At 69.2% G+C, this 26,366-nt stretch carries 24 protein-coding genes and 1 pseudogene; 12 read left to right on the forward strand and 13 right to left on the reverse strand.

The genetic code is table 11. The annotated features are described in order from the left end of the window. Nucleotides 1-21: 21 nt before the first annotated feature. Together HDC31_RS05495 and HDC31_RS05500 are read right to left on the reverse strand one after the other, a co-directional pair. Nucleotides 22-345: a multidrug efflux SMR transporter gene (locus tag HDC31_RS05495; protein WP_058632908.1), complete on the reverse strand. Its 324-nt coding sequence runs from the start codon at nucleotides 343-345 to the stop codon at nucleotides 22-24. Further along, nucleotides 342-710, reverse strand: coding sequence for a multidrug efflux SMR transporter (locus tag HDC31_RS05500; RefSeq protein WP_046749681.1), 369 nt, complete (start codon nucleotides 708-710; stop codon nucleotides 342-344). Before HDC31_RS05500 ends, HDC31_RS05495 begins: the two co-directional genes overlap by 4 nt. Nucleotides 711-917: 207 nt before the next feature. Between HDC31_RS05500 and HDC31_RS05505 the strand changes: the two genes are divergently transcribed. Together HDC31_RS05505 and HDC31_RS05510 are read left to right on the forward strand one after the other, a co-directional pair. Continuing rightward, nucleotides 918-2,366, forward strand: a complete 1,449-nt coding sequence (locus tag HDC31_RS05505) for a glyceraldehyde-3-phosphate dehydrogenase (protein ID WP_179515889.1) — start codon at nucleotides 918-920, stop codon at nucleotides 2,364-2,366. 57 nt (nucleotides 2,367-2,423) lie between these two features. Continuing rightward, nucleotides 2,424-3,485, forward strand: coding sequence for a winged helix DNA-binding domain-containing protein (locus HDC31_RS05510; RefSeq protein WP_058632907.1), 1,062 nt, complete (start codon nucleotides 2,424-2,426; stop codon nucleotides 3,483-3,485). Nucleotides 3,486-3,530: 45 nt separating this feature from the next. Here HDC31_RS05510 and HDC31_RS05515 read toward each other — a convergent pair whose 3' ends face one another. After that, nucleotides 3,531-4,973 (reverse strand): helix-turn-helix transcriptional regulator, encoded by a 1,443-nt coding sequence (locus tag HDC31_RS05515; RefSeq protein ID WP_058632906.1) that lies wholly within the window; start codon nucleotides 4,971-4,973, stop codon nucleotides 3,531-3,533. A gap of 109 nt (nucleotides 4,974-5,082) precedes the next feature. Here HDC31_RS05515 and HDC31_RS05520 point away from each other — a divergent pair, with 109 nt between their 5' ends. After that, the gene (locus HDC31_RS05520) at nucleotides 5,083-6,945 is read left to right on the forward strand and encodes a phosphoenolpyruvate carboxykinase (GTP) (RefSeq protein ID WP_058632905.1); all 1,863 of its coding nucleotides are present in this window, start codon (nucleotides 5,083-5,085) and stop codon (nucleotides 6,943-6,945) included. 277 nt (nucleotides 6,946-7,222) lie between these two features. Here the strand turns inward: HDC31_RS05520 and HDC31_RS05525 are convergent, their stop codons facing one another. Together HDC31_RS05525 and HDC31_RS05530 are read right to left on the reverse strand one after the other, a co-directional pair. Further along, nucleotides 7,223-9,109: an ABC transporter ATP-binding protein gene (locus HDC31_RS05525; RefSeq protein WP_113680981.1), complete on the reverse strand. Its 1,887-nt coding sequence runs from the start codon at nucleotides 9,107-9,109 to the stop codon at nucleotides 7,223-7,225. Between the two features lie 77 nt (nucleotides 9,110-9,186). Continuing rightward, nucleotides 9,187-9,393: a hypothetical protein gene (locus HDC31_RS05530; protein ID WP_045262938.1), complete on the reverse strand. Its 207-nt coding sequence runs from the start codon at nucleotides 9,391-9,393 to the stop codon at nucleotides 9,187-9,189. Nucleotides 9,394-9,467: 74 nt separating this feature from the next. On the opposite strand from HDC31_RS05530, the gene HDC31_RS05535 reads away from it, so the two are divergent. The 3 genes from HDC31_RS05535 to HDC31_RS05545 all read left to right on the forward strand — a co-directional run bounded on the left by HDC31_RS05535 (nucleotide 9,468) and on the right by HDC31_RS05545 (nucleotide 10,780). Then, nucleotides 9,468-10,091, forward strand: coding sequence for an HAD-IA family hydrolase (locus HDC31_RS05535; protein ID WP_113680980.1), 624 nt, complete (start codon nucleotides 9,468-9,470; stop codon nucleotides 10,089-10,091). 63 nt (nucleotides 10,092-10,154) lie between these two features. Beyond that, complete coding sequence (locus HDC31_RS05540) at nucleotides 10,155-10,406, forward strand: hypothetical protein (RefSeq protein WP_113680987.1); 252 nt, start codon at nucleotides 10,155-10,157, stop codon at nucleotides 10,404-10,406. Beyond that, nucleotides 10,403-10,780, forward strand: coding sequence for a type II toxin-antitoxin system VapC family toxin (locus tag HDC31_RS05545; protein WP_218867314.1), 378 nt, complete (start codon nucleotides 10,403-10,405; stop codon nucleotides 10,778-10,780). The genes HDC31_RS05540 and HDC31_RS05545 overlap by 4 nt, the downstream gene beginning before the upstream one ends. A gap of 18 nt (nucleotides 10,781-10,798) precedes the next feature. Here HDC31_RS05545 and HDC31_RS05550 read toward each other — a convergent pair whose 3' ends face one another. Further along, the gene (locus tag HDC31_RS05550; protein ID WP_046749673.1) at nucleotides 10,799-12,259 is read right to left on the reverse strand and encodes an MFS transporter; all 1,461 of its coding nucleotides are present in this window, start codon (nucleotides 12,257-12,259) and stop codon (nucleotides 10,799-10,801) included. 150 nt (nucleotides 12,260-12,409) lie between these two features. Here HDC31_RS05550 and HDC31_RS05555 point away from each other — a divergent pair, with 150 nt between their 5' ends. The 3 genes from HDC31_RS05555 to HDC31_RS05565 are packed head-to-tail and all read left to right on the forward strand — an operon-like array spanning nucleotide 12,410 to nucleotide 13,277. Next, nucleotides 12,410-12,907 (forward strand): metallophosphoesterase, encoded by a 498-nt coding sequence (locus HDC31_RS05555; protein ID WP_113680979.1) that lies wholly within the window; start codon nucleotides 12,410-12,412, stop codon nucleotides 12,905-12,907. Then, complete coding sequence (locus tag HDC31_RS05560) at nucleotides 12,904-13,113, forward strand: hypothetical protein (protein ID WP_211368729.1); 210 nt, start codon at nucleotides 12,904-12,906, stop codon at nucleotides 13,111-13,113. The genes HDC31_RS05555 and HDC31_RS05560 overlap by 4 nt, the downstream gene beginning before the upstream one ends. A 26-nt stretch (nucleotides 13,114-13,139) precedes the next feature. Then, on the forward strand, nucleotides 13,140-13,277 hold the full coding sequence (locus tag HDC31_RS05565) for a hypothetical protein (protein WP_230979364.1): 138 nt from the start codon (nucleotides 13,140-13,142) through the stop codon (nucleotides 13,275-13,277). A 30-nt stretch (nucleotides 13,278-13,307) separates the two neighbouring features. Here the strand turns inward: HDC31_RS05565 and HDC31_RS05570 are convergent, their stop codons facing one another. The 7 genes from HDC31_RS05570 to HDC31_RS05600 form a co-directional block, all read right to left on the reverse strand. Then, nucleotides 13,308-13,661: a hypothetical protein gene (locus HDC31_RS05570; RefSeq protein WP_046749662.1), complete on the reverse strand. Its 354-nt coding sequence runs from the start codon at nucleotides 13,659-13,661 to the stop codon at nucleotides 13,308-13,310. Between the two features lie 53 nt (nucleotides 13,662-13,714). Then, nucleotides 13,715-14,188 carry a 6,7-dimethyl-8-ribityllumazine synthase gene (gene ribH, locus HDC31_RS05575; RefSeq protein WP_058632892.1) on the reverse strand — a complete coding sequence of 158 codons (474 nt, stop codon included), beginning with the start codon at nucleotides 14,186-14,188 and terminating at the stop codon, nucleotides 13,715-13,717. After that, complete coding sequence (locus HDC31_RS05580) at nucleotides 14,185-15,453, reverse strand: bifunctional 3,4-dihydroxy-2-butanone-4-phosphate synthase/GTP cyclohydrolase II (protein WP_058632891.1); 1,269 nt, start codon at nucleotides 15,451-15,453, stop codon at nucleotides 14,185-14,187. The genes ribH and HDC31_RS05580 overlap by 4 nt, the downstream gene beginning before the upstream one ends. Further along, complete coding sequence (locus tag HDC31_RS05585; protein WP_179515890.1) at nucleotides 15,450-16,079, reverse strand: riboflavin synthase; 630 nt, start codon at nucleotides 16,077-16,079, stop codon at nucleotides 15,450-15,452. The genes HDC31_RS05580 and HDC31_RS05585 overlap by 4 nt, the downstream gene beginning before the upstream one ends. Beyond that, the gene (ribD, locus tag HDC31_RS05590) at nucleotides 16,079-17,140 is read right to left on the reverse strand and encodes a bifunctional diaminohydroxyphosphoribosylaminopyrimidine deaminase/5-amino-6-(5-phosphoribosylamino)uracil reductase RibD (RefSeq protein WP_046749658.1); all 1,062 of its coding nucleotides are present in this window, start codon (nucleotides 17,138-17,140) and stop codon (nucleotides 16,079-16,081) included. The genes HDC31_RS05585 and ribD overlap by 1 nt, the downstream gene beginning before the upstream one ends. Nucleotides 17,141-17,425: 285 nt before the next feature. Further along, on the reverse strand, nucleotides 17,426-18,289 hold the full coding sequence (locus HDC31_RS05595) for an Fpg/Nei family DNA glycosylase (protein ID WP_113681746.1): 864 nt from the start codon (nucleotides 18,287-18,289) through the stop codon (nucleotides 17,426-17,428). 77 nt (nucleotides 18,290-18,366) lie between these two features. After that, nucleotides 18,367-18,930: a GNAT family N-acetyltransferase gene (locus tag HDC31_RS05600; RefSeq protein ID WP_179515891.1), complete on the reverse strand. Its 564-nt coding sequence runs from the start codon at nucleotides 18,928-18,930 to the stop codon at nucleotides 18,367-18,369. A 78-nt stretch (nucleotides 18,931-19,008) separates the two neighbouring features. Here HDC31_RS05600 and mfd point away from each other — a divergent pair, with 78 nt between their 5' ends. The 3 genes and pseudogenes from mfd to HDC31_RS05615 form a co-directional block, all read left to right on the forward strand. Further along, on the forward strand, nucleotides 19,009-22,584 hold the full coding sequence (gene mfd / locus HDC31_RS05605; protein WP_179515892.1) for a transcription-repair coupling factor: 3,576 nt from the start codon (nucleotides 19,009-19,011) through the stop codon (nucleotides 22,582-22,584). Nucleotides 22,585-22,619: 35 nt separating this feature from the next. After that, complete coding sequence (locus HDC31_RS05610) at nucleotides 22,620-23,243, forward strand: gamma carbonic anhydrase family protein (RefSeq protein ID WP_046749654.1); 624 nt, start codon at nucleotides 22,620-22,622, stop codon at nucleotides 23,241-23,243. Then, nucleotides 23,240-26,254 (forward strand): annotated as a pseudogene (locus HDC31_RS05615) (aminotransferase); the annotation flags it as partial. The gene HDC31_RS05610 and the pseudogene HDC31_RS05615, both read left to right, overlap by 4 nt. Between the last annotated feature and the right edge of the window lie 112 nt (nucleotides 26,255-26,366).

The raw sequence follows: 26,366 nt of genomic DNA on the forward strand, positions 1-26,366 counted from the left end.
GAAGCTCATGGCGCGTTGTCGTCAGTGGCCGCCGCCGAACTCGATCATCGCGACTCCGACCGCGATCAGCGCGACGCCGATCGCCATCATGGCCGAGAAGTGATCCTTGAAGATCACCCGCCCGAGCACCGCGGTCAGCGCGACACCGGCGGCGGCCCAGATCCCGTAGGCGACACCCACCGGCATCCCCATCGCGAGGATCGTGCCGAGCAGGGTGAAGGCGGCGAGATAGCCGACGACGATCACGGGGATCCAGCGGCGACGGCGCAGGCCCTCGGATGCGCGCAGGCTCAGCGTCGCCGTGACCTCGCTCGCGATCGCGAGGGCGAGGAACACCCAGGTCACGACGTCGCCTCCGTCGTATCGCGCGTATGGGATCCGAGTTCGACGAGCAGCACGCCGACCACGATCACGCCGACGCCGACGATCTGCACCGGTCCCAGCAGCTCGCCGAACAGCACCGTGCCGAGCGCGGCGGTGAGCACGACGCCGATCGCCGACCAGATGCCGTATGCGACGCCGACGGCCATGCCGCGGTCGAGCACGACCGACAGCAGCCAGAGCGACCCCGTGTAGCCGAGCACCACGACGACGAGCCAGAACGGATGCGTGAACCCCTCGGCGGCGCGGAGGGAGAGGGTCGCACTCACCTCGAGGGCGATCGCGAGCAGCAGGGGCGGCCATGCCGAGCGGCGGGGGCTGGGGGTCATCGCGAGCCTTTCGTGGAGCGTCCGAGGGGGAGAACGCGACGGGTGACCGGGGGATTCCCGCGAGAAGCCGGGCCTGCTCGACCCCGGTCCGCAGCCGTCGGATTCGGCACGTGTTCCTGCGACTTGTACGCTGGATGCATCCCCCGATCCACCCGGCAACTCGCGCGCCGGCGACCTCGGCGCGCGCTCACACATGCAAGGACGCAGATGAACGATTCCGCGGCACACCGCGACGACTGGACAGAGAGCGAAGAGCTGGCGGAGCGGATGATCCCGCTCATCGGGGCACTCCGACGGGAGCACGAGGTCGTCACGTCGCTCCACGGGCATCGTCTGCTCGGCCTGTCGGCGACGGGGCTGGTCGAGGTGCACGAGCGTGTCGCCCAGCTCGGTCACGAGCGTCTGCCGATCGAGGACAGCCTTGCGGTGCTGGAAGCGATCCATGCTCTCGCGCCCGGGGCATCCTCCCTCGACGTCGCCCGCCTGGTCGCCGGCCACGCGGAGAGCGGTCAGCCGTTGGAGGCCTATCTCGCAGATGTGCTCGCTCCGGCCATGGGAGCTGTCGCCGCTGAGGCCACCGACGTCGTGCTCTACGGGTTCGGGCGGATCGGCCGCCTCCTCGCTCGTATCCTCATCGCCCACACGGGAGGCGGGAGCGGGCTGCGTCTGCGTGCCATCGTCGTCCGCCGCGGTGCCGAGAACGATCTCGTCAAGCGCGCGTCGCTGCTGCTGCGCGACTCCGTGCACGGCCGCTTCGCCGGTTCGGTCACGGTCGACGAAGATGCCGAGCAGATCATCGCGAACGGCACCCGCATCCAGGTGATCTACTCCGACGACCCGGCGACCATCGACTACAACGCGCACGGCATCCACGACGCGATCGTCGTGGACAACACCGGACGCTGGCGCGACGAGGCGGGGCTCTCCCAGCACCTGCAGTCGAAGGGCGTCGCCCGCGTGCTGCTCACGGCCCCCGGCAAGAGCCCGCTCAAGAACATCGTCCACGGCATCAACGACGACACCATCGCCGACTCCGACCGCATCATCTCGGCCGCGTCCTGCACGACCAACGCCATCACTCCGGTGCTCGCGGCGATCGATGAGGCGTACGGCGTCGTCAAGGGGCACGTGGAGACCGTGCACTCGTTCACGAACGACCAGAACCTGATCGACAACTTCCACAAGGGCGACCGACGCGGACGTTCGGCCGTGCTCAACATGGTCATCACCGAGACGGGGGCGGCCAAGGCCGTGGCCAAGGCGCTCCCGCAGCTCGAGGGCAAGCTCACCGGCAGCTCGATCCGCGTCCCGACGCCCGACGTGTCGCTCGCGGTGCTGCACCTGACCATCGAGCGTCCCGCGACCAAGGACGAGGTCAACGACTACCTGCGCCGCGTCTCGCTGCACTCCAAGCTCCGTCAGCAGATCGACTACGTGGAGAGCCCCGACGTCGTCTCCACCGATTTCGTCGGCTCGCACCGTGCCGGCATCGTCGACGGCCTCGCCACCATCGCCGACGAGGACACCCTCATCCTGTACGTCTGGTACGACAACGAGTTCGGATACTCCTGCCAGGTCATCCGTGTGCTCGAGGTCATGGCGGGCTCGCACCCGATCGTGCTGCCGGAGCGCCGCGAGGTGACCCTGCAGGGCTGAGTCTCGCCGTTCGCCGGGTTTCGTCGTATCGTCCGGAGTACCCGGCATGATGAGGTCATGAAAACCGCGGCTCAGCGCACCGATCGTCTCCGTTCACAACGCCTCCGTTCGCATCGCCTGACCGCTCCGGCGCGCACCGTGACGGATGCGGCGCAGCACATGCTCGCCGTGCAGAGTCAGGACTTCACGGCCGGTCGGTGGGCGCTCGCCGTGCGTACCCGCGGTGAGCCGACACTGCGCGACGTCGACCGGGCCTTCGACCGCGGCGACATCGTGCGCGCGTGGACGATGCGCGGCACCCTGCACACCGTCCCGGCGCGAGACCTCGGTTGGATGCTCCAGGTCACCGCTGGGCGGCAGCGGCAGCAGGCAGCCACCCGTCACCGTGACCTCGGCATCGACGACGACATGGTCGCCGCTGCCGTTCGCGCCCTGACGCCGCGCCTGCGCGATGGCGGGTGCACGCGTGCGGAGGTGTTCGAGGTGCTGGAGGGGATCGGCATCGACCCCTCCGGTCAGCGCGGCATCCACCTGCTGTTCACCCTCACGATCGCCGGGCTGATCTGCCAGGGACCGGTCGTGGCCCGCGCCGGTGTCGCCCGCGAACAGCGCTTCGTCCTCGTGGAGGAGCACATCCGCGAGCACGCAGCACCCGACGATCCGCTCGCCGAGCTGTTCGTCCGCTACGTCGACGGCCATGGTCCTGCCGGGGTCGCCGACTTCGCGTGGTGGTCGGGCCTCACTCTGGGTCAGTCGCGTGAGGCGGCAGAGCGGGCGGCCTCCAGCGTCGAAGAGGTCGACGAAGGGCTCTTCGTCGCGTGCCGGCCTCCGCGTCGGGCGAGCGGCGCCGCATCGGTCCATGCGCTCGGCGCGTTCGACGAGTACTACATCTCCTACGCCGATCGCACGGCCGTATGCGACCCGGCGTATCTGGCGGCGATCGGGCCGGGGAAGAACGGCATGGTGCGTCCGACGATCGTCGAACAGGGCCGCGTCATCGGCTCCTGGTCGCATGCGAGCGCGACCAGGAGTGCACCGCCAGAGCTCTTCGAGGCGCCAGAGGATCCCGAGGTCGTGGCCGCAGCCCTCGCGCGGTTCGCCCGCTTCGCCGACGACTGAGACGCCTGCCCGAGCCCGACCCGCCCCTACTCGCTGGCGTGGCGCCTACTCGCTGGCGTGGCGGGCGAGGAAGCTGTAGACCTCGTTGTCGTCGACGCCCGGGAACGCGCCGCGGGGGAGAGGGGAGAACATGTGCGTGTGCACGCGCGCGCTCGGCCAGGCCCGTCCGCTCCACCGATCGCTCAGCTCGGCCGAGGGGCGACGGCAGCACGACTCGTCGGGGCACGTCGATACCGCGCGGTCGTTCGTCTCGCGTCCACGCCACCACCGTGCGTCGTCGAAGGGCACCCCGACCGTCACCGAGAACTCGCCGTCGGTCGACGACCCGGTCTGCGTCGAGCACCAGAAGGTGCCGGACGGGGTGTCGGTGTACTGGTGGTGCTCCACCGTGCGGTTCTGCTGCGTGAACGCGGCGCGGGCCTGGAACTTGCGACACACCCGCTGTCCCTCCACGGCACCGGTCACATCCATCGGCAGCGGCAGGTCGTCGTTCTCGTACACACGGGTGATCGCCCCGGTGGAGTCGACGCGCAGGAAGTGCAGCGCCATGCCGAGGTGCTGTGTCAACAGGTTCGTCATGCGCATGCCCGCCGCCTCGTGCGTGACGCCGAAGCCGTCGCGGAAGTCCTCGACGGCGAGGTTGCGGTCCTTCTTCGCCTGTTGCAGGAACGCGACGGAAGCCGTCTCCGGCATCAGGCAGCATGCGGCGAAGTAGTTGATCTCCAGGCGCTGCTGCAGGAAGTCGGCGTAGTCGGTCGGCGGGGTGTGTCCGAGAAGTCGATGCGCCATCGCCTGCAACGCCATCGAGCGCAGGCCGTGACCGCCGGGGATCGAGGCCGGCGGCAGGTAGATCCGCCCGTTCTCGAGGTCGGTGACCGACCGTGTCGAGTGCGGGAGGTCGTTGACATAGATCAGTTCGAACCCGAGCTTCTCGGCCATGATGCTCACGGTGCGGTGGGTGAGTGCACCCTGCACGTGTCCCGCAGCCTTGAGGTGCTTCTCGGCGAGCTTCTCGATCTCGGGGAGGTAGTTGTTCTGGGCGCGCATCCGCAGCCGCAGCTCGGTGTTGGCGCGGCGTGCTTCCTCCGGGGTCGCGATGGCCTCGCGCTCCCGCCTCTCCAACTCCCGGTGCAGGCCGAGAACGGATTCGATCGTCTCGTCGCTCATCCCCTTGGTGACGCGCACGGGGGCGACGCCGAGCTGCCGGAACACCGGGCTCTCCTGCGCGCGCTCCAGGGCGATCTCGAGCGCGGCACGCCGGTTCGGCGGCTCACCGGAGATGAGATCGGTCACCTCGGTCTTGGTCGCTTGCGCGATCGCCTGAAGGAGGGAGAGCTTGGGCTCGCGCTTGCCGTTCTCGATCAGGCTCAGCTGCGAGCCGGCGACGCCGACCAGCGCGCCGAGCTCATCGAGCGTGTAGCCGTTCTCCAGTCGGTGGTGACGGATGCGGTGGCCGAGGGTCGTGAGGTGGATGCCGGAGGACGCCATTCCTTGAGTCTAGCGAAAGAATTCCAGTTCTTATCGCTTGAAATGGCCGAAAGTCGCGTTCGAACCGGAAGAAGATAGGTGCAACGCCCCACACTTCTAAGGAGCAGTCATGGCCATGGCCGAAGTCCTCACCCCTCGCACGTCTCCCGTCTCCCCGACGCGCACGTTCGGGGCGGCTCCGACGTATGACACTCCTGCCATGGCCGAGCTGGCCGCCTGGGTCGAGGAGATCCGGGCGCTCACCCAGCCCGACTCCGTGCACTGGGTCGACGGCTCGCGGGCCGAGAACGACTGGCTGCTGCGCGGACTGGTCGACGAGGGCAAGCTGATCAAGCTCAACCCCGAGTGGCGACCCGGCTCGTACCTCGCGCGCTCGCACCCCAGCGACGTCGCTCGCACCGAGGGGCGGACGTTCATCGCCTCCGAGCGCGAGGAGGACGCTGGCCCCACGAACAACTGGGCGGCTCCGGCCGAGATGCACGCCAAGATGGATGAGATCTTCGAGGGATCGATGCGTGGGCGCACCATGTACGTCGTCCCGTTCTCGATGGGACGCGTCGGCGGCCCGCTCTCGCACATCGGCGTGCAGATCACCGACAGCGCCTACGCGGTCGCCTCGATCGGCATCATGACCCGCGTCGGCGATGCCGTCACGCGTCAGATCGCCGAGGGTGCGCCGTGGGTCAAGACCGTGCACACGGTCGGTGCCCCGCTCGCGCCGGGTGCGCAGGACGTGGAGTGGCCCTGCAACGACGACAAGTACATCGTGCACTTCCCGGAGACGCTCGAGGTCTACTCGTACGGCTCGGGCTACGGCGGCAACGCGATCCTCGCCAAGAAGTGCTTCGCGCTGCGCATCGCCTCGGTGATCGCCCGCGACGAGGGCTGGCTCGCCGAGCACATGCTGCTCATCCGCGTGATCGACCCGCAGGGCAAGGCCTACCACGTGGCTGCGGCCTTCCCTTCGGCATGCGGCAAGACGAACCTCGCCATGCTGCGTCCGACCATCCCGGGCTGGCGCGTCGAGACCCTCGGCGACGACATCGCCTGGATCCGTCCTGGTGAAGACGGTCGCATGTGGGCCATCAACCCCGAGGCGGGCTTCTTCGGCGTCGCACCTGGCACCGGCGAATCGACCAACGTCACCGCGGTCGAGACGCTCTGGGGCAACACCATCTTCACCAACGTCGCGCTCCGCCCCGACGGCGACGTGTGGTGGGAGGGCCTGACCGACGAGGCGCCGGCGAACCTGATCGACTGGGAGGGCAACGACTGGACCCCCGAGTCGGGACGCCCTGCCGCGCACCCCAACTCCCGTTTCACGGTGTCGGCGGCCCAGTGCCCGCAGATCTCCGAGGACTGGGAGGAGGCCGTCCCGCTCGACGTCATCCTGTTCGGCGGACGCCGCGCGAGCAACGTGCCCCTCGTCGTCGAGGCAACCGACTGGACGCACGGCGTGTTCCTCGGCTCGAACATCTCGTCCGAGCGCACAGCTGCCGCTGAAGGCACGGTCGGGGAGCTCCGCCGCGACCCCTTCGCGATGCTGCCGTTCTGCGGCTACAACATGGCGGACTACTTCGGCCACTGGCTCAAGGTGGGCCGCGGTCTGCGCTTCGACCGCGCACCGCGCATCTTCCAGGTCAACTGGTTCCGCCGCGGCGACGATGGCCGGTTCCTGTGGCCGGGCTTCGGCGACAACTCGCGCGTCGTCGACTGGATCATCCGCCGCATCGCCGGTGACGTGCCCGCGGTCGACAGCCCGATCGGACGCCTGCCGCGCGTGGAAGACCTCAATCTCGACGGACTCGACATCCCCGCCGCCGACCTCGACGAGCTGTTCTCCGTCGACGCCGAGGCGTGGAAGACCGAGGCCGATCTGACCGAGGAGTTCTACGACACCTTCGGCGACAAGGTTCCGGCGGCGCTGCGCGCCGAGCTGGCCTCGCTGCGCTACCGCCTCGACAAGGCGTAGCTCCCCAGACCGGTGCCGGTTCGGGGGAGCCGGCACCCTCAGGGCCTCGTGCCCTGCAAACCCGCGAAGGCGGGACATCAGAGACGAACCCATGGCTGAGTGGTCTCCGACGTCCCGCCTTCGTGTTGTTCGGGCGCTGGTCGAGACCCACGCTCGTCGTCGAGACCCACGCTCCCAAGCGTGGGGGAGGATGGGTCTCGACGAGCACGATGGGTCTCGACGCCGCGGGGGCGGGGTGGGGCGAGGGGGCGAGGGTGGGGCGGGGGTGGGGTGGGGATCAGGTCAGCAGCTGGTGCCGGGCGAGATCGCGGTACAGCGGTGTCGACTCCACGAGCTCGGCGTGCGTGCCCTGGCCGACCACGACGCCGTCCTGCAGGACCACGATCAGGTCGCTGTCGACGACCGTCGACAGGCGGTGGGCGATGACCACGAGCGTGCGGTCGGTGGAGACCGCATCGATGGCCTCGCGCATGCGCTGCTCGTTCACACCGTCGAGCGACGACGTCGATTCGTCGAGCAGCAGGATCGGGGCGTCGGTCAGCAGCGCGCGGGCGATCGCGAGTCGCTGACGCTCACCGCCGGAGAGCATCACGCCGTCCTCGCCGACGGGCGCCTCGATCCCGAGGGGGCTGCGCTCGAGCACGTCGCCGAGATTCACGGCGCGCAGCACGCGCTCGCAGTCGGCATCGGTCGCCTCGGGAGAGGCGAGCCGCAGGTTCTCGGCGAGAGTGCCGGCCAGCGTCGGCGCGTCCTGCTCGACGTAGCCGAAGTGGGCGCGCAGCTCGTCGCGCGGATACGTGCGCGCGTCGTGGCCGTGCAGGCGGATCGAGCCGCCCGTCGGGTCGTAGAAGCGCTCGATGAGCGACAGGATCGTGCTCTTGCCGGCGCCGCTGGGGCCGACGAGTGCGACGCGGGAGCCGTGGGGCACGGCGAAGGACACGCCACGGAGCACCTCGTGGTCCTGCACGGTGGCCGTCGCTTCCTCTGCGGACTCCAGGTGTGCATCCGCGAGCAGGGTCCGGGCCTCCTTGGCTGCGGCCGCACGGGCAGCGACGACGTTCGCGGGGTAGTGGAAGCGCACGTCGCGGAACTCGATGGCCGGTGCGTCGGGGGTCGGCGTCTCGCGAGGCAGCGACGCGGCGATTTTCTCGTCGTCCTGCGACTCGGTCGGCAGATCGAGCACTTCCTGGATGCGACCGAGCGCACCGAGGGCCTGGTTCACCGAGGTGATGGCGCCGAACGTGGTGGCCAAGGGCATCACGAGCAGGAACAGGAACATGATGAACGAGATCAAGGAGGCGATCGTGATCGCTCCGGCCGCCACACGGAAGCCGCCGACGCCGAGGACCACCAGCAGCGAGAGCTGCAGGGCGATGCCGGAGACGGGCACGACCATGGAGGAGATCTTGGCGATGCGCACGCCGATCCCGTAGGCGTCTGATGCGAGGGCGGTGACGGCCGTGGTCTCGCGTTCGGTCGCCCCGGAGGCGCGGATGGTGCGGATCGAGCCGACGGCACGCTCCACGCCGGAGGCGAGCTCACCCACCTTCTCCTGCTGGGCGGTCGATGCGGTGCGGATACGTCCGCTCAGCAGCACGACGACCGCGACCGAGATGCCGATCACCACGACGATGAGCAGCAGCAGGATCGGGTCGATCACGAGCATCGCGATCAGTGCTCCGGCGAAGAGCACTGCGCTGCCGACGGCATCGGCGAGGCCCTGGGTGAGCACGGCGTAGAGCAGCGTCGTGTCCGTGCCGACGCGTGAGACGAGGTCACCGGTGCGGCGGGCGTCGAACTCGGAGGTCGGCAGGTGCAGGATGCGGGCGATCAGCTTGCGACGGCTCGAATACACCACGGCGGTGCCGGTGCGCTGGAGCAGGTAGTGCTGGAAGCCGGAGATGATCGACGACACGATCACGAAGCCGACCAGGAGCCAGACGAGGATCCCGATCCCCGTATCGGACTGCACGGCTTCGATGACCTGACCCACGAGGAGCGGCTGCACGAGCGACGTCGCTGCGCCGATGACGCTGAGCACGGCGACCACGATGAGGGTGCGCTTGTGCTCGAAGAGGAAGGGGAGGAGCTGGCGGAACGTCGCGCGGGGGCCTTCGGGCTGTGCGCCACGTCCGCGACGGCGTGCTGTCGCCGAACCGGACATGCGGGACCTCTATCTGGAGATGGTACTTCGACCGTACTTCGTTCGCGGTCGGATCCTATGGAGTGGCTGTAAGAGCTTCAGGAGCGGCCGAAACGGCGGTGGGCCGCCTGTTTGCTCACACCGAGAGCGCTGGCGATGGCCTGCCACGAGTAGCCGAGGTTGCGTGCGCGACGCACGTTCGCCTCCTCGGCGCGGGCGACCTCCTTCCGCACCTCGGCGAGGCGGTGCAGGGCGGCCAGCGGCTCGCTCCCGTCGTCCTGGGCGATTGCCGTCGGCAGTGTCATGATGAACCTCCTGCGTCAATATTTGTTGACGCGGGCCGGGAAGTCAATACATGTTGACGTGACAGTCTGGGGCGATGACTTCGAAGAAGTGGGTCCTGTTCGACATCGGTGGAGTTCTCGAGGTCGTCGACGACGACGCATGGCAGCAGGAGTGGTGGGATCGCTGGCAGGTGGCGAGCGGTCTCGACCGCGGTGTCTTCGATGCGCGCATCGCGGCCGCCCATCTTCCCGCGATCGACGTCACCACGGGGACGGAGTCGGATTTCTGGGACGCGGTGAGCACAGCGCTCGACCTCGATGCCGCGCAACGCAGCGCCATGCGCGCCGACTTCTGGGACGCGTACTGCGGCACCGCCAACGGGGAACTGATCGAGTACGCGCGAACCCTCTCGTCGCGCGCGGGAACCGCGATCCTCTCCAACTCGGCCGATGGCGCGCGAGAGGAGGAGGAACGCCGCTTCGGGTTCTCCGAGATCTTCGATCCGATCTGCTACAGCCACGAGCAGGGCGTCAACAAGCCGGAACGTGAGGCCTACCTGCGTGCGCTCCAGCGCATGGGGGCGAAGCCGGGAGACGTGCTGTTCATCGACGACCACCAGGTGTCGGTCCACGGAGCCGAAGCGGTCGGGATCCGCGCCGTGCGGCATGTCGACAACGCGACGACGATCGCCGCGATCGAGGGATTCCTCGCCGGCTGAAGTTATCCACAGATTGCTCTTTACCGCATGTGCTGAACATGCGACGCTGGAAAAATGGGTCGGATGCTGCAGGTGAGAAACCTTCCGGACGACGTTCACGCACGGCTCAAGGAGCGAGCCGCCGCAGAGCGCATGTCCCTCTCCGACTATGTCGCCGCTCAGCTCACGAGCCTCGTGCAGTACAGGACGAACGCGGAGATCGTCGCGGCGGCCCGAGCAAGGGCTGCCGCGTGCGGCAGTGCCCTCACCCGAGACCAGGTCCTCGAGGCGCGGGACGCGGCGCGCGCCGACCGGGATGCTGAGCACGATCGGTGAGCGCCGGACCGGTGCTCGACGCCTCGGCTGCGATCGAGGCGGTGATCGGTACTGAGGAGTGGCTGGGCGGCGATATTTTCCATGCGCATGCCGGTCTCGACATCGAGGTGCTCTCCGTCCTGCGGCGGCAGGCAATCCACCATCGTCTCCCAGCGCACATCGCGCGCGAGGCGCTGGATGCCTTCAGCGAGTTGGAGATCACCCGCCATCCTCTGCGTCGTCTGATCCCGAGGGTCTGGATGCTGCGCGACGAGATCTCCGCCTACGACGCCGGGTACGTCGCACTGGCGGAGGCGCTCGGCGTGCCTCTGCTGACGCTCGACCGTCGACTCGCGAAATCGGCCGCACGCTACTGCGACGTCATCGTCCTCTGATCCCCGCCCTCGGGTGGACTAGAGCTCGACGGCTGCGGCCACGCCGAGGTCGTCGTCGTAGTCGTGGTCCTTCGTCTCCGGCGAGAGGATCAGCGCGATGAAGGTCAGCACACCCATCGCCGACAGGTACAGACCGACCAGCCATGGCGCCCCGCCGGCCACCTCCCACAGCTTCAGAGCGATGAGCGGGGCCACCGCCGCGCCGAGGATGGAGGAGACGTTGTAGGCGATGGCCGACCCCGTGTACCGGACGTTCGTCGGGAACAGCTCGGGCAACAGGGCTCCCATGGGCCCGAACGTGGCGCCCATCAGCATGAAGCCGAACACCAGGAACGCCTGCGTGAGCGCACCCGTGAACTTGGGGTCGATCGCCGGGAGCAGGAACGCGTTGAAGGTGAGACCGAACACGATGATGGTTCCCGTGACCCACAGCAGCAGCTTGCGCCGGCCAACCGCATCGGCGATGGGACCCGAGAGCAGGGTGAAGACGCCGAAGAACACCACGCCGATGATCTGCATCAGCACGAAGTCGGTGTAGCCGAAGCCGAGTCCCGGATAGAACTGCGCTGCGAACTTGGTGGGATCGAACGAGGCGCCGGTCGCCTCGGCCGCCGCCTTCGCCGCAGCCGAAGCCGTCTCCAGCGACGCGGGCTTGGTGCCGTAGGCGAGGGTGAAGTTCGTCATCAGGTAGAACAGCACGTACGTCGCCAGCATGATGAACGTGCCGAGGATGAGCTGCTTCCAGTGGTGGCGGAACACGGTCGCGAGCGGGAGCTTGCGGATCACGCCCTTCGTCTCGGCCTTCTTGAAGGTGTCGGACTCGACGAGCTTGAGCCGCACCCACAGGCCGATGATGACCATCACGGCGGAGAACAGGAACGGGATGCGCCAGCCCCAGGCGAGGAACGCCTCGGACTTCAGTGCCGGGTTGTCGGCGTGCGGCAGCAGCCAGTTGATCGCGAGGAAGAGGAAGTTCGCGATGATGAACCCGAGCGGGGCTCCCAACTGCGGGAAGGTGCCGTACCAGGCGCGCTTGCCCTTCGGGGCGTTCTCGGTCGCGACCAGGGCCGCCCCAGACCACTCGCCGCCGAGCGCGAAGCCCTGCGCGAGGCGGAGGATCAGCAGCAGCAGTGCCGCCCACCAGCCGATGTCCTGGTAGGTCGGCAGCAGACCGATCACGAAGGTCGCGATGCCCATCGTCAGCAGAGATGCCACGAGAGTGGCCTTGCGTCCGAACTTGTCGCCGAAGTGGCCGAACACCACAGCGCCGATCGGTCGGGCGACCATCGCGGCGCCGAAGACGGCGAACGAGGAGAGGAGCGATGTCGTGTCGTCGCCGGTGGGGAAGAACAGCACCGGGAACACGAGCACGGCCGCCGTCGCATACGCGTAGAAATCGTAGAACTCGATCGTGGTGCCGACCAGGCTCGCGGTGATGACGCGCGAGCGGGGATTCGCCGGCGCAGTGGCAGTGCTCATGTGTGTTCCTCCGATCGAGTCCCCGGTATACCAAGGGACTCGGGCGAGTTTACGCCTTCCTGAGTGTTTGCTGTACGCGCATGTCGCGTGTCATCCCGGAGAGCGCGTGCGGTGCGTAGAGTCGGGGAGGCGGAACGCGGGGAGGACACCATGGCGACGAGGATGCTGCTGCTCGCTGACACGCATGTCCCGAAGAGGGCGAAGCGGCTGCCGGAAGCCGTCCTGCGGGCGGTCGACGAGGCGGACATCGTCGTGCATGCGGGCGACTGGGTGGACGAGGCGACGCTGGACCTGCTCGCGTCCAAGGCACGCATGCTGCAGGGCGTGTTCGGCAACAACGATGGCGATGAGCTGCGCGCGCGGCTCCCCGAGATCGCCCGCTTCGCCGTCGAAGCCGTCGCCGTCGCCGTCGTGCACGAGACGGGGCCGTCGCGGCAGCGCGAGAGTCGCATGGACGAGGCCTTTCCCGACGTCGACCTGCTGGTCTTCGGGCACTCCCACATTCCGTGGGACACCGTGTCGCCGGCGGGCATGCGGCTGCTGAATCCCGGGTCGCCGACCGACCGTCGACGACAGCCCGCCCGCACGATGATGTGGGCCGAGATCGACGGTGCCGCGGTGAAGGTCACGCTGGTGACGCTGCCGTGAGCGATGTTCCCGTGTACCGCGCGCCGATGCGTTCGCGTGACGACCGGGTTCCCGCAGGAGCCGCGGTCGAACGTGCTCTCGTCCTCGGCGTGTGCGGGCTGGGTGGACGCCTCGATGCCGCCCCCGAGGGGCTGACGGACGCGCTCGTCGCGGTCGACCTCCGCCACGGCGAACGCCCGATGCTGCTCAGCTCTGGCCGCCGCTGACCACCGTGCAGCAGCACCCCGAGCGCGTGGGCGCACTCGCGGTGGACGCTCTGCTCGCGGAACTCGAGGGTGCCGGGTCGGCCGGTCTCGACCGACCGCAGACGCCGCTGGTGGGAACGGAGCTCATCGTGAGAGGGAGCACAGCGCCTCCCCGGAAGCGTTGAGCGCTCCGGGCGTCATGTCGACGTGTGCGGTCAGCGCCAGATGACGGCGAGTCCCGCGTTCAGGAGTGCCAGGATGCCGATCAGCCAGAACACGGCCGGCGGCACGGCGTCTCCGCGCTTCTGTCGCGCCGAACCGATGCCGAGGAGCGCGCCGATGATGACCAGCACGACCAGCTTGACGCCGATCTTCACGTAGTTGAGGTCGTAGTCGATGCCCCACGGCGCGGCGAGGGCGAGACCTGCGACACCGGCGATCGCGAGACCGTAGTCCATGATCTTCGTGATCTGGCGCTTACCGCCGAAAGCCTGAGCGGCCCAGGCGCCGAACAGCACGGCGAAGCCGATCAGGTGGATGAACACGACGATATGACGCAGGGTCTCCATGCCCTCACCGTACGAGCGTGGAGCCCTCCTGCGCTAGCAAGGGCAGGCTGACCTCAGCCGCGGAGCTCCCTCGTGACGAGAGCGGTGCGCAGGGCGGCATCGGCCGCCTCGGCGCCCTTGTCCTCCTTGGAGCCCGCCAGCCCCGCGCGGTCCAGTCCCTGCTGCTCGTCGTCGAGAGTCAGCACGCCGAAGCCGACGGGCTTGCCGGCATCCAGTGCGACCCGAGTGAGGCCGTCGGTGGTCGCCGCCGAGACGTACTCGAAGTGCGGGGTTCCGCCGCGGATGATCACGCCCAGCGCGACGACCGCGTCGGCTCCCCCGGCGAAAGCGGCCTGCGCGGCGATCGCGAGCTCGAAGGAGCCGGGCACGCGCACGAGCCGGTGCGTGGCGTCGGCGGCGTCGAGCACGCGCTCCGCCCCGGCGATCAGGCCGTTCGAGATCGTCTCGTGCCAGGTGCCGGCGATGATGACGACGTTCAGACCCCGCCCGTCGATGTTTCCCGTCTCGGGTGCTCCTGCGCCGCTCATTCGTCGTCCTTTCCGTGGGCGAGTGCCTCTGCGAGGTCTGCTTCGCCGATGATGTGACCCATCCGGTCACGCTTGGTCTCCAGGTACTGGTGGTTGTTCGGGCCGACCCCGACGATCAGCGGCACCTGCTCGATCACGTCGAGGCCGAGTTCGCGCAATTGCGCGACCTTGTCGGTGTTGTTCGTCAGCAGACGCACCTTCGATACGCCGAGGTCCGAGAGGATGCCGGCCGCCGCGGCGTAGTCGCGCGCATCTGCGGGCAGGCCAAGAGCGAGATTGGCATCGACCGTGTCGAGGCCCTCCTCCTGCAGGCTGTAGGCGCGCAGCTTGTTGATCAGGCCGATCCCTCGCCCCTCGTGGCCGCGCATGTAGATGACGATCCCGCCCTCCTTCTCGATCGCGTCGAGTGCGGAGTCGAGCTGTGGGCCGCACTCGCACTTCAGCGACCCGAACGCCTCGCCGGTCAGGCACTCCGAGTGCACGCGTACCAGCGCGGTGTCGCCAGGCTCGCCGGAGACGACCGCGATGTGGTCGGTGCCGGTGATGCGGTCCTTGTACGCGAGGAAGCGGAACGTGCCGTGCGTGGTCGGGACGGTGGCGTCGGCGCGCAGGCTCACGCGGCGTCCGCGGTGCGCACTGGGCGTCGCGCCATCGGGGTCGATCTCGTTCAGGTGGGCGATCAGCTGCTCGATCGTGATCACGGGTACGCCGTCTCGCGCACCGAGCTCGATGAGTCCGGGCAGGCGCATCATGCTGCCGTCCTCCGCGACGACCTCCGCGATCGCTCCGACCGGGCGGAGCCCCGCCAGCTTCATGAGCTCGACGGCGGCCTCGGTGTGGCCGCTGCGCTCGCGCACGCCGCCGTCGACCGCCCGCAGAGGCAGTACGTGGCCCGGGCGGATGATGCTGGTCGACGTCGACTCCGGGTTCGACAGCACGTTCAGCGTGTGGGCGCGGTCATGGGCGCTGATGCCGGTGGTGACCCCCTGCGCGGCGTCGACGCTCACGGTGTAGGCGGTCGAGCGGGCGTCTTCGCTGGCGGCGACCATCGGCGGCAGGTTGAGGTGGTCGGCGAGGTCGGCGGGCATCGGGGCGCAGATGAAACCGGACGACCAGCGCACGGTCCACGCCACCCACTCCGGCGTCGCGAGCTCTGCCGAGAGGATGACATCGCCCTCGTTCTCGCGGTTCTCATCGTCGGCGACGAGGACGGGTCGCCCGGCGCGCAGGGCTTCCAGGGCTTCGTCGATCGTGGAAAGGCTCATCGCGAGCCTCCTTCCGGTGCAGCCCGGAACGCGAGGAGGCGTTCCACGTGGCGGGCGAGGATATCGGTCTCCAGGTTCACGCGGTCCCCCACGGCGCGGACGCCGAGGGTCGTCGCGGCGAGGGTCTCGGGGATCAGCGAGACCTCGAACCACGGAGAGGGGTCTGCAGGGGCGGTGACGGCGCTCACCGTCAGCGAGGTGCCGTCGACCGAGATGGAGCCCTTGTCGACGACGAGTGGGGCGAGATCGGCGGGCAGACTGATCCGGAGCACGCTCCACTGCGCGCCGGGCCGCACCTCGAGCACCTCGCCGACCCCGTCGACGTGGCCCTGCACGATGTGTCCGCCGAGTCGGGCGCCCACCGGCATGGCCTTCTCGATGTTCACGCGGGTGCCGATGGTCGCCGACCCGATCGCGGCCACATCGAGCGTCTGCTTCATCACGTCGGTGTCGAAGGTGTCCGCGGTCGAGCCGACCACGGTCAGGCACACGCCGGAGACGGCGATCGACTCGCCGTGCACGGCATCCGCAGCGGCGCGGGGCGCGCGCACGGTGAGTCGCCAGCCGTCGCCCGCGGGGGTGATCGCGGTGATCTCGCCCATCTCCTCGATGATTCCGGTGAACATCAGGCGGCTCCTTCGCTCTGGGGGTTCGTGGTTTGCGCAGGGTCCGCCGCGTCCGCGGGGTGTGCGACGGCGAGCAGGTCCTCGCCGAGAGGTACCCATTCGTCGACGACGAGGCGGCGCGCCTCGCCGATGGATCCGACGCCGATCTCCGTCAGGGCGAGCCGGCGTCCGCCCAGCAGCACGGGCGCGATGTAGGCGAGCACCCGGTCGGCCAGCCCCGCCGCGATGAAGGCGCTGGCGAGCGTCGGGCCGCCCTCCACGAACACGCTCTGCACGCCGCGGGCATGGAGGTCGGCCGCGACGGCATGCAGGTCGCGGGTGTCGAAGAACAGGGGCGTCTGCGGGTGGCGATGCACCGCTGCCGCGGCGGGTGTGGGCCGCGTTCCGATGATCACGGGGATCGGCTGATGCGGGTGCAGAGCTTCACCGTCGCGGGCCGTGAGAGCGGGGTCGTCGGAGAGCACCGTTCCCGTGCCGACGACGATCGCATCGGCCGCTGCCCGGCGACGGTGCACGTCGGTGCGGGCTGCGGATCCGGTGATCCACCGGCTCGACCCGTCATCGGCGGCGGCGCGGCCATCGAGGCTCTGCGCCCACTTGACGGTGATGTGCGGACGGCCGAGTCGCTGGGCGGTCAGCCATCCGGCGATGAGGGCGTGCGCGGCATCCGCCTGTTCGCCGGACTCGACCTCGACGCCGGCAGTGCGCAGACGTTCCGCGCCGCCCCCGGACACCGCGCCGGGATCGTCGAGAGCGTAGACCACCCGTGAGATGCCCGCCTCGATCAGGGCGACGGCGCAGGGGCCAGTGCGGCCGGTGTGGTTGCAGGGTTCGAGTGTGACCACGGCCGTCGCGCCTTCGGCTTCGCCGGGAGCGAGTTTCGAGAGAGCGTCGACCTCGGCGTGCGGAGTGCCGGCGCCGTGGTGCCAGCCCTCGGCGAGCACGGTGCCGTCGGGGGAGAGGATGACCGCGCCGACCTGCGGGTTCGCCCCGCGGGGCCCGCGTGCGGCGAGATGGAGAGCGCGGTCCATCGCGGTGCGCTCTGCCGCGTTCACTGCCATCCGTCGTCCTCCTCTGAGGCTCCGGATTCGGGCAGGGATGGCGGAACGGACGCACGTATGCGTCTCGTGCTGCCTCCCTTCCGGACTAGCGAGGTCTCCCTCGCATCACCGTCGGTCCCGGAATTCCACCGGATCGGCATCTCGATCTCTCGAGACGCTCGCGGACTGTCACCGCCGGTTCGGATTCCCACCGACCCCGGAGCACGTTGTTGATCTGAGTGTAGTCAACGCATCTGCGCAGATTTCATTCCAAGACATGCATCCGGGTGCGCCACGCGCTCGCCGTCACTTGAGAAGCCGGGACAGTCGCCGGTCGGTGAGCACCTTGCCGCCTGTCTGGCAGGTGGGGCAATACTCGAGCGAGCGGTCGGCGAAGAACACGCTGCGGACCGTGTCGCCGCACACCGGGCAGGCCTCCCCCCGGCGGGCGTGCACCTGCATCCCACGGCGCTTCGCATCCTTCAGGTCGGCCGGTGGCTTGCCGGAGGCTTCGGCGACCGCTTCGGTGAGCGTCTCGCGCATGGCATCGAAGAGGCGATCGATCTCGGCACCGTCGAGCGTGTCGGCGATCGCATACGGCGACATGCGAGCGGCATGCAGGATCTCGTCCGAGTACGCGTTGCCGATACCGGCGATGACCGCCTGGTCGCGCAACAGCCCCTTGATCTGCATGCGGCGGCCGTCGAGCAGGGCGGCGAACGTCTCGCGCGTGAACGCCTCGTCGAGCGGATCGGGTCCCAGCCTGGCGATGCCCGGCACCTCCTGCGGATCGCGGACGACATACACCGCGAGCGACTTCTTCGTGCCCGCCTCCGTGAGATCGAACCCGCTCCCGTCGTCGAGCGCGACGCGCAGGGCGATCGGCGACTTGCCCGGCTTGATGAGCGTCGTGGGGAGGGACTCGTACCAGCGCAGCCAGCCGGCCTTCGCGAGGTGGAACACCAGGTGCAGTTCGTCGCCGCAGGAGAGCACGACGAACTTGCCGAGACGGGTGGACGCCGTGATCGCCTGCCCCTGAAGCGCATGGATCGGCGGATCGTACGTCTTCAGCGCGGCGATCGCCGAGACGGTGGCGCGCGTGATCGTGTGCCCCACGGCGCGCTCGCCGAGGAAGGTGGACAGCCCCTGGACTTCCGGCATCTCCGGCATGCGTTCATCCTGTCATCGGCCGCCGACACTGTCACCCTCGGCTGCCGAGGTCATCGCTCGCCGCGCGGTCACGAACCTCAGAGGATGGGCCAGTCCACCGGCGTGCGGTCGTCGCTCGGCAGCAGCCCGGCCATCCAGCCGTCGTCCCGGCCGCGCGGGCCCGTGAGCGCTTGCCGTTGCAGTCCCTCGTACCGGAAGCCGAGTGCGCGCGCAGCGCGGGCGGAGGGGACGTTGCCCGCGACGGCCTGCCAGCGGATGCGCACCAGCCGGAGTCCGACGAACCCCCAGTCGACCACGGCCCTCCCCGCCTCTGCGAGATAGCCCTTGCCCCTGGCCGCCTCCGTCACCCAGTAGCCGAGCTCGGCAGTCGCGCCGGTGAAGTGCTCGGTCATGTTGTGCAGACCGATCATGCCGACGAGTTCGCCATCCGCGTACATGCCCCAGACGACCTCCGACCCGGTGTCCCACTGCGCGGCGACCATGCGCACGAACTCTGCGGCGTCCTCGCGACCGTACGGACTCGGAACGGTCGTCCAGCGCGGGATCTCCGGGTCCTGGCAGGCATCCGCGATCGCATCGATGTCCGCCTCCGTCGGGGCGCGGAGGACGAGGCGTTCGGTGGTGAGGACGACGAATTCCATCCCGACAGCCTAGGGAGAACGATGCCCCTGCGAACGCGGAGCGGCCGGAGTGTCGGTGGGCGCGACTAGTCTTGTCCGGTGACTGTTCCGGGGATTCTGCGCGCCTTGGAAGAGGCGTCTCTGTACCGCGATGCCCTCAGCTGGGCGCGCACCGACGCCGATCTCGGCCTGGTCGACGGGCTCGATGCGCCCGCGCTCGCCGGGCTGCTCGAGAAGCGCGCCGCGGCAGGGCACCCCGCCGCCCTGCTCGCCGTCGTCCCCACGGGCAGGAGGGCGGAGAGCCTCGCGCTCGCGATGCACGCCTACCTTCCGGAGGCCGATGTCCTGACCTTCCCGGCCTGGGAGACGTTGCCGCACGAGCGGCTCAGCCCGAGCCCCGACACGGTCGGCCAGCGGCTGCAGACCCTGCGCCGGATCGCCGAGTGGTCGGGCGATCACCCGCTCGTCGTCGTGGCGTCCGTGCGCGCCGCGCTCCAGCCGATCGCGGGCAACCTGGGAGAGATCGCCCCGCTCGAACTCGCCGTCGGCAGCAGGGGGAACGAACTCGACCTCGTGGTGGAGCAGCTGGTCGAGCGCGCTTATTCGCGCGTCGACATGGTGTCCCGTCGCGGAGAGTTCGCGGTGCGCGGCGGCATCCTCGACGTCTTCCCTCCGACGTCGGAGCATCCGTATCGCGTCGAGTTCTTCGGCGACGAGATCGACCAGATCCGCGCGTTCTCGGTCGCCGATCAGCGCTCGTTGCCCGGCGACGTCACCGGTGTCGATCTGCCTCCCACCCGCGAGCTGCTGCTCACCGCCGAGGTCCGAGATCGTGCCCGTGCCCTGGTCGAAGGCTTCCCCGCGATCTCGGGAATGCTCGAGAAGATGGCTGAGGGTATCCCGGTCGAGGGCATGGAGTCGTTGCTCCCCGCCGTCGCAGGGCCGCTGAAGTCGCTGGCCGAGTACCTGCCCGTCGGCAGCGCCACGGCGATCATCGACCCGGAGCGTTCGAGTGCGCGTGCCATCACCCTCGGCGACACGAATCGCGAGTTCCTCGATGCCGCGTGGAGCGCCGCGACCTCGGGGGCGTCGGCTCCCATCGACCTCGGTGCCGGCGACTTCCTGACGATCGCCGAGCTGCGCGAGGTCGTGCGGGATCGGGACGGCGTGTGGTGGCGGCTAAGCCCGTTCGGAGCCGGGCTCGGCGAGGGCGACGCGGACGCCACGAACCTCGGCGCCGCCGTCATCCCGTCCTTCCACGGCAACGTCGACGGCGCGATCTCCTTCGTCGAGGCGAAGCTGACCGACGGGTGGCGCGTCGTCGTGATCGCGGCCGGTGGCGGTCTGGTCGACCGCGCACGCGACGTGCTCGCCGACCGCGGCCTGGCCGCCCGAGTGGTCGAGACGCTCGGCGATGCACCGGAGGGCGGCGTCGCGACGCTGGTCACCGGGTCCGTGGAAGCCGGCTTCCAGGTGGCGGAGGCGAAGCTCGCGGTCCTCACCGACAACGAGTTCTACGGCCGCACGATCGGCGGCGACCAGCGCGTGGTCAAGAAGCTCGCATCGCGCCGCAAGAACGTGGTCGACCCGCTGCAGCTCAAGCAGGGCGACTTCGTGGTACACGCCACCCACGGCATCGGCCGCTTCGTCGAGATGACCAAGCGCGAGGTGTCCACCGGCGGACGCAACGCCACGAAGTCCATCCGCGACTACCTCGTTCTCGAGTACGCGCCCTCCAAGCGCGGGTACCCCGGCGACAAGCTGTTCGTTCCGACGGATCAGCTCGACCTGCTCTCGAAGTACGTCGGTGGCGAGGCCCCCACGCTCTCGAAGATGGGCGGCAGCGACTGGTCGCAGGCCAAGGGCAAAGCACGCAAGGCCGTCCGCGACATCGCCGTCGAGCTCGTGAAGCTCTACTCCGCCCGGATGAGCGCGAAGGGCCACGCGTTCGGCCCCGACACCCCGTGGCAGCGCGAACTCGAAGAAGCCTTCCCGTTCGCCGAGACCCAGGACCAGTTGCAGACCATCGACGAGATCAAGGCCGACATGGAGCGGCCGATCCCGATGGACCGTCTGCTCTCGGGCGATGTGGGCTTCGGCAAGACCGAGGTCGCCGTCCGTGCCGCGTTCAAGGCGATCCAGGACGGCAAGCAGGTCGCCATGCTCGTGCCGACGACGCTGCTCGTGAAGCAGCACCTCGAGACGTTCACGGAGCGCTTCGCGGGCTTCCCGGTGAAGGTGCGGCCGCTGTCGCGCTTCCAGACCGACAAGGAGGCGCGCCTCACCCTGCAGGGCCTGCTGGAGGGCTCGGTCGACATGGTGATCGGCACCCACCGCATCCTCACCGATCAGGTGATCTTCAAGGACCTGGGCCTGATGATCATCGACGAGGAGCAGCGCTTCGGCGTCGAGCACAAGGACGCGCTCAAGAAGATGAAGACGAACGTCGACATCCTCGCTATGAGCGCGACCCCGATTCCGCGCACACTGGAGATGGCGGTCACCGGCATCCGCGAGATGTCGACCCTGGCGACGCCACCGGAGGACCGGCATCCGATCCTCTCGTTCGTCGGTCCCCGCAGCGACAAGCAGATGGCGGCGGCGATCCGACGCGAGATCCTGCGCGAAGGCCAGGTGTTCTTCGTGCACAACCGGGTGCAGTCGATCCAGCGGGTCGCGAGCGAGCTGGCCGAACTGGTGCCGGAGGCCAGGATCGCGGTCGCACACGGTCAGATGGCCGAGCACCAGCTCGAACAGGTCGTCGACGACTTCTGGGAGCGCAAGTTCGACGTGCTCGTGTCGACGACCATCATCGAGACCGGACTCGACATCGCGAACGCGAACACGATCATCATCGACCGCGCTGACAAGTACGGACTCAGCCAGCTGCACCAGCTGCGCGGCCGCGTCGGTCGTGGGCGAGAGCGCGCCTACGCCTATTTCCTGTACGACGAGATGAAGCCGCTGAGCGAGACTGCCGCCGACCGTCTGCAGACGATCGCGGTCAACAACGAACTCGGCTCGGGGATGCAGGTCGCGCTCAAGGACCTCGAGCTGCGTGGTGCGGGCAACATGCTCGGTGCCGAGCAGGCCGGTCATATCGCCGGCGTGGGCTTCGACCTGTACCTGCGCATGATCGGCGAGGCCGTGGCGACCTTCCGCGGCGACGAGGTCGAGACCGGGCAGGAGCTGCGGCTCGAGCTGCCCCTCGACGCGCGCATCCCCGAGTACTACATCGACAGTGAGCGGTTGCGCCTCGAGGCGTACCAGAAGCTCTCCGCCGCATCCGCTGCGACCGCGAAGGACGATGCCATCGACCTCGTCGTCGAAGAGCTCGTCGACCGCTATGGCACTCCGCCGGAAGAGGTCGAAGGGCTGCTGGCCGTCTCGCGCCTTCGTCGTCGTGCGGCACGGGCGGGGCTGACGGACGTCGTGGTGATGGGGTCGAACCTGCGCATCGCGCCCGCGCGGCTCGAGGACTCGATCAAGGTGCGGCTGCAGCGTCTGTACCCGAAGGCGAAGCTCGTCTCCGGGGGAGAGGCTCTGGTCGTGCCGATGCCCACGGTCCCTGCTGCAGTCGGCGTGGGGCTCGAACCCCTGCCCGATGCGCAACTGCTCGAGTGGGTCGGACAGCTGTTCACGGCGATCTTCCCCGAACCGGTCAAGGCCGAGTAGCGCGGGGCCCCGGGCCGCAGTACTAGTCTGGCCGCATGTTGTACGAGCACCTCGGGGCTCGCCCCCGCATCCATGACACCGCCGTCATCGCCCCCACCGCCGTCGTCTCCGGAGACGTGGAGATCGGGCCGGGCTGCCAGGTGCTGCACGGCGCCGTGATCACCGCCGAGGGAGGCGCGATCACCCTCGGTGAGCACGTCATCGTCATGGAGAACGCGCTCATCCGGGCGACTGCGGCGAACGCGGTGCACATCGGATCGCACACCCTGATCGGCACGCTGTCGAGCATCGCCGGTGCGACCGTGGGGGAGGAGACGTTCCTCGCCTCGGGGTCGCGGGTGTTCAACGGCTCTCTGATCGGATCGCGCTGCGAGGTGCGCGTCAACGCGATCGTGCTCCGCCGCGCGGTGCTGCCTGAGGGCACCGTCGTGCCGATCGGCTGGGTGGCCGTCGGCGACCCCGTGCAGCTGTTCTCGCCCGACCGGGAGGAGGAGATCGCGGCGGCGCAGCCCGACCTCGACTTCCCCGGGCACGTCTTCGGGGTCGACCGGGACACCCCCGACCTGATGGTGCAGCTGACGGAGCGCTACGGCAGCTCGCTGGCACGGCATGCGCAGGATGTGAGCCTCGACGCGCACCGCGGGCAGTCCCACGCATGACGGGCGACGTGGGCCTGGTCCGCCCCGCCGTCAGCACGGCCGACGCCACGCGTATCGCCCTCGACTGCTGGGGGATCGCGGCGACCGCGGAGGAGCTGGGCAGCAACCAGGATCGGAACTTCCTGCTCACCACGCAGGATGGGGCGAAGAGCGTGCTCAGGATCGACAACCCGGTGTTCGGCGATGACGAGCGCGAGGCGCAGCACGTCGCACTCGATGCCTACCGTGACGCAGGCGTCGAGGTCCCGGCGGTCCTCCCGGGGCTCGACGGCGCGCTCACCCAGCGCTGGAACGGCTTTGCCGCGCGGCGCAGCGAGTGCGCGCCGGGCGAGCCGATGGTGGATGCCGGATACCTCGCACCCGTCGTGCTCGCGGAGTTCGGGGCGCTGGCCGGCGCATCCGTGAACGCGCTGTCGGCGCTGGATCATCCCGGCCTCGACCGTCGGCAGATGTGGGACATGCGCGTCGCGTACGAGCAGATCGATGCGCTCGCGCCGTCGATCGCCGATGCCGCGCTCCGGGGACGGGTGCTGCGCGCCGCGGCCAAGGCGCATGCCGCCGTCGAGCCTCTCGCCGACCGGCTCCCCGTGCAGGCGATCCACGGCGACCTCACGGACGACAACGTGATGGGGGAGCGCGGCGACGACGCACGGCTGCACCCGCGCACGGTGCTCGATCTCGGCGACCTCGGGCTTGGCTGGCGCGTCGCCGAGCTGGCGGTGTGCGCGGCATCGATGCTGCACCACGAGCCCGAGCGGCCGTTGCGGGTGCTCGAGACGGTCGCCGCGTTCCATCGCCATGCGCCGCTGAGCGACACGGAGGCGAGAGCGGTCTGGCCGCTCGTGGTGCTGCGTGCTGCCCTGCTGGTCGCGAGCGGGTGGCGTCAGCTGGAGATCGACGGGGACAACGACTACGCGCGTGAGAGGGTCGCGGGCGAGCAGGCGATCTTCGACGCCGCGACACTGCTGCCGCTCGTCGAGATGACAGAGCACGTGCTCGCCGCGGTGGGCGTCGATGAGGGCCCCGGCTTCGATGCGGCGGATGTGGTGACCGATCCTGACGCCGCTCCGCTGGCCGCGCTCCTGCCGGATCTCACCGGTCGCGTCGCCGTGATCGATCCGGGTGTCGAGTCGGCGGACCTCGACGGCGGACGCTGGCTCGAGGAGACGTCGGAGCGGGAACTGGTCGCCGAGGCGATCGAGCTCGGGGTCGCCGTAGCGGTGCTGCCGTACGGGGTGTTCCGACTCACCCGGGCGCGCATCGACGAGGCCGAGTCGGGGGAGACGTGGGCGACGGCGTGTGAATTGCATCTCCCTCCGGGCCCTCGCGTGAGGGTGGCGGCTCCGGCGAGCGGGCGGGTGACGCAACGGGGCGGGGTGGCCCGTCTCGTCCTCGATCTCGACGGTGTTGGAGACGACGGTGTTGGCGACGACGGTGCTGGCGACGGTGCAGGCGACGACGGTGCTGGCGACGGTCACGACTGGGTGCTGCAGATCTCGGGGCTCGACGCGGAGGAGCGGCGCGAGCGCCCCGTGGACATCGGCGAGACCGTGGGCTGGATCGCTGCCGCATTCGAGCCGCGGCGCCTGACCGTCGGCATCCACAGCGATGATGCTCCGGAGCATCAGGCGGACGGTGCGCCACTCGTCGCGCCCGAGCGCGTCCCGGCGTGGAGCCGTCTTACCGCCGACCCCGCACCGCTGCTCGGGCTGCCGTCGTTCGTGCAGCGCGACGACGCGGCCGCGGAACTGCGGCGACGTGAGCGGATCTTCGCCTCCGCGCAGGAGCGCTACTACGAGCGTCCTCCGCAGATCGAACGCGGATGGCGGCACCACCTGATCGACACCACAGGGCGCACCTACATCGACATGGTGAACAACGTCGCCGGCCTCGGGCACGCGCATCCGAAGGTCGCGGAGGCGGCAGGCCGCCAGCTACGCACCCTGGCCACGAACTCCCGCTTCCTGTTCCGCGACCTCGCGGAATACAGCGAACGGCTGCTCGCCCTGATGCCGGAAGGAAGCGGACTCGACACCGTGCTGCTGGTCAACAGCGGCTCCGAGGCGGTCGATCTGGCGATCCGTCTGGCCCAGGCCGCGACCGGACGACGCACGGTCGTCGCACTGCGCGAGGCGTATCACGGCTGGACCGCGGCGAGCGATGCGGTCACCACCAGCGCGTACGACAACCCCTCCGCGCTCGAGACGCGTCCCGACTGGGTGCACGTCGCGGATGTGCCCAACCGCTTCCGCGGCACGTATCGAGGGGCGGATGTCGCCGCCGACTACCTCGCCGACCTCGCGAGCGATCTCGACCGGCTGCAGGACGAGGGGCGGGAGGTCGCAGCGTTCCTCTGCGAGTCGATCCTCGGCAACGCGGGCGGAGTGGTGCTCCCCGAGGGCTACCTGGATGGTGCCTATGCGCAGATCAGGGCGGCGGGCGGGCTGTGCATCGCCGACGAGGTGCAGGTCGGCTTCGGGCGGATGGGGTCCGCCTTCTGGGGGTTCGAGCTCGCAGGCGTCGTGCCGGACATCGTCACGATCGCGAAGCCCATGGGCAACGGTTACCCGATCGGTGGTGTGATCACGTCGAAGCGCATCGCCGACGCGCTGTCGACGCAGGGGCAGTTCTTCTCATCGGCCGGTGGGAGCTCGCTCAGCTGTCGTGTCGGACTCGCGGTGCTCGACGCCATGGTCGAGGACGACCTGCAGCGCAACGCCGCCGTGATCGGCGCCCGCCTCGCCGAGGGGCTTCGCGGCCTCGTCGATCGGCATCCGCTGGTGGCCGTCGTGCATGGGGAGGGCCTGTATCTCGGCGTCGAACTCGTGCGTGACCGCGACACGATGGAGCCGGCGGCCGCCGAGGCCGCGGCGATCTGCGAACGGATGCGGGAGCTCGGTGTGATCGTGCTGACCACCTCCGAGAGATCCAACGTCCTGAAGATCAAGCCGCCGCTGTGCCTCACAGCCGAGAGCGCCGACCATGTCGTCGCGATGCTGGATCGGGTGCTCGCCGAAGGATGGAGACCGCGGCGCGGATCTTCGAATCCCGCGGTACGTCCGATTGTTAAAAGCGCATTTCGAACCGAATTCGCCGTAGCGCAGATGATTCCCTCCGGTCCAT

The organism is Microbacterium sp. JAI119, from assembly GCF_013410135.1.
Lineage (GTDB): Bacteria > Actinomycetota > Actinomycetes > Actinomycetales > Microbacteriaceae > Microbacterium > Microbacterium oxydans.

What these genes read in the sequence shown, in the direction of transcription:
- HDC31_RS05500 (WP_046749681.1), bottom strand. Translation starts at nt 710, where the DNA reads ATGACCCCCAGCCCCCGCCGCTCGGCATGGCCGCCCCTGCTGCTCGCG.
- HDC31_RS05505 (WP_179515889.1), top strand. Translation starts at nt 918, where the DNA reads ATGAACGATTCCGCGGCACACCGCGACGACTGGACAGAGAGCGAAGAG.
- HDC31_RS05510 (WP_058632907.1), top strand. Translation starts at nt 2,424, where the DNA reads ATGAAAACCGCGGCTCAGCGCACCGATCGTCTCCGTTCACAACGCCTC.
- HDC31_RS05515 (WP_058632906.1), bottom strand. Translation starts at nt 4,973, where the DNA reads ATGGCGTCCTCCGGCATCCACCTCACGACCCTCGGCCACCGCATCCGT.
- HDC31_RS05520 (WP_058632905.1), top strand. Translation starts at nt 5,083, where the DNA reads ATGGCCATGGCCGAAGTCCTCACCCCTCGCACGTCTCCCGTCTCCCCG.
- HDC31_RS05525 (WP_113680981.1), bottom strand. Translation starts at nt 9,109, where the DNA reads ATGTCCGGTTCGGCGACAGCACGCCGTCGCGGACGTGGCGCACAGCCC.
- HDC31_RS05530 (WP_045262938.1), bottom strand. Translation starts at nt 9,393, where the DNA reads ATGACACTGCCGACGGCAATCGCCCAGGACGACGGGAGCGAGCCGCTG.
- HDC31_RS05535 (WP_113680980.1), top strand. Translation starts at nt 9,468, where the DNA reads ATGACTTCGAAGAAGTGGGTCCTGTTCGACATCGGTGGAGTTCTCGAG.
- HDC31_RS05540 (WP_113680987.1), top strand. Translation starts at nt 10,155, where the DNA reads ATGCTGCAGGTGAGAAACCTTCCGGACGACGTTCACGCACGGCTCAAG.
- HDC31_RS05550 (WP_046749673.1), bottom strand. Translation starts at nt 12,259, where the DNA reads ATGAGCACTGCCACTGCGCCGGCGAATCCCCGCTCGCGCGTCATCACC.
- HDC31_RS05555 (WP_113680979.1), top strand. Translation starts at nt 12,410, where the DNA reads ATGGCGACGAGGATGCTGCTGCTCGCTGACACGCATGTCCCGAAGAGG.
- HDC31_RS05570 (WP_046749662.1), bottom strand. Translation starts at nt 13,661, where the DNA reads ATGGAGACCCTGCGTCATATCGTCGTGTTCATCCACCTGATCGGCTTC.
- ribH (WP_058632892.1), bottom strand. Translation starts at nt 14,188, where the DNA reads ATGAGCGGCGCAGGAGCACCCGAGACGGGAAACATCGACGGGCGGGGT.
- HDC31_RS05580 (WP_058632891.1), bottom strand. Translation starts at nt 15,453, where the DNA reads ATGAGCCTTTCCACGATCGACGAAGCCCTGGAAGCCCTGCGCGCCGGG.
- HDC31_RS05585 (WP_179515890.1), bottom strand. Translation starts at nt 16,079, where the DNA reads ATGTTCACCGGAATCATCGAGGAGATGGGCGAGATCACCGCGATCACC.
- ribD (WP_046749658.1), bottom strand. Translation starts at nt 17,140, where the DNA reads ATGGCAGTGAACGCGGCAGAGCGCACCGCGATGGACCGCGCTCTCCAT.
- HDC31_RS05595 (WP_113681746.1), bottom strand. Translation starts at nt 18,289, where the DNA reads ATGCCGGAGATGCCGGAAGTCCAGGGGCTGTCCACCTTCCTCGGCGAG.
- HDC31_RS05600 (WP_179515891.1), bottom strand. Translation starts at nt 18,930, where the DNA reads ATGGAATTCGTCGTCCTCACCACCGAACGCCTCGTCCTCCGCGCCCCG.
- HDC31_RS05610 (WP_046749654.1), top strand. Translation starts at nt 22,620, where the DNA reads ATGTTGTACGAGCACCTCGGGGCTCGCCCCCGCATCCATGACACCGCC.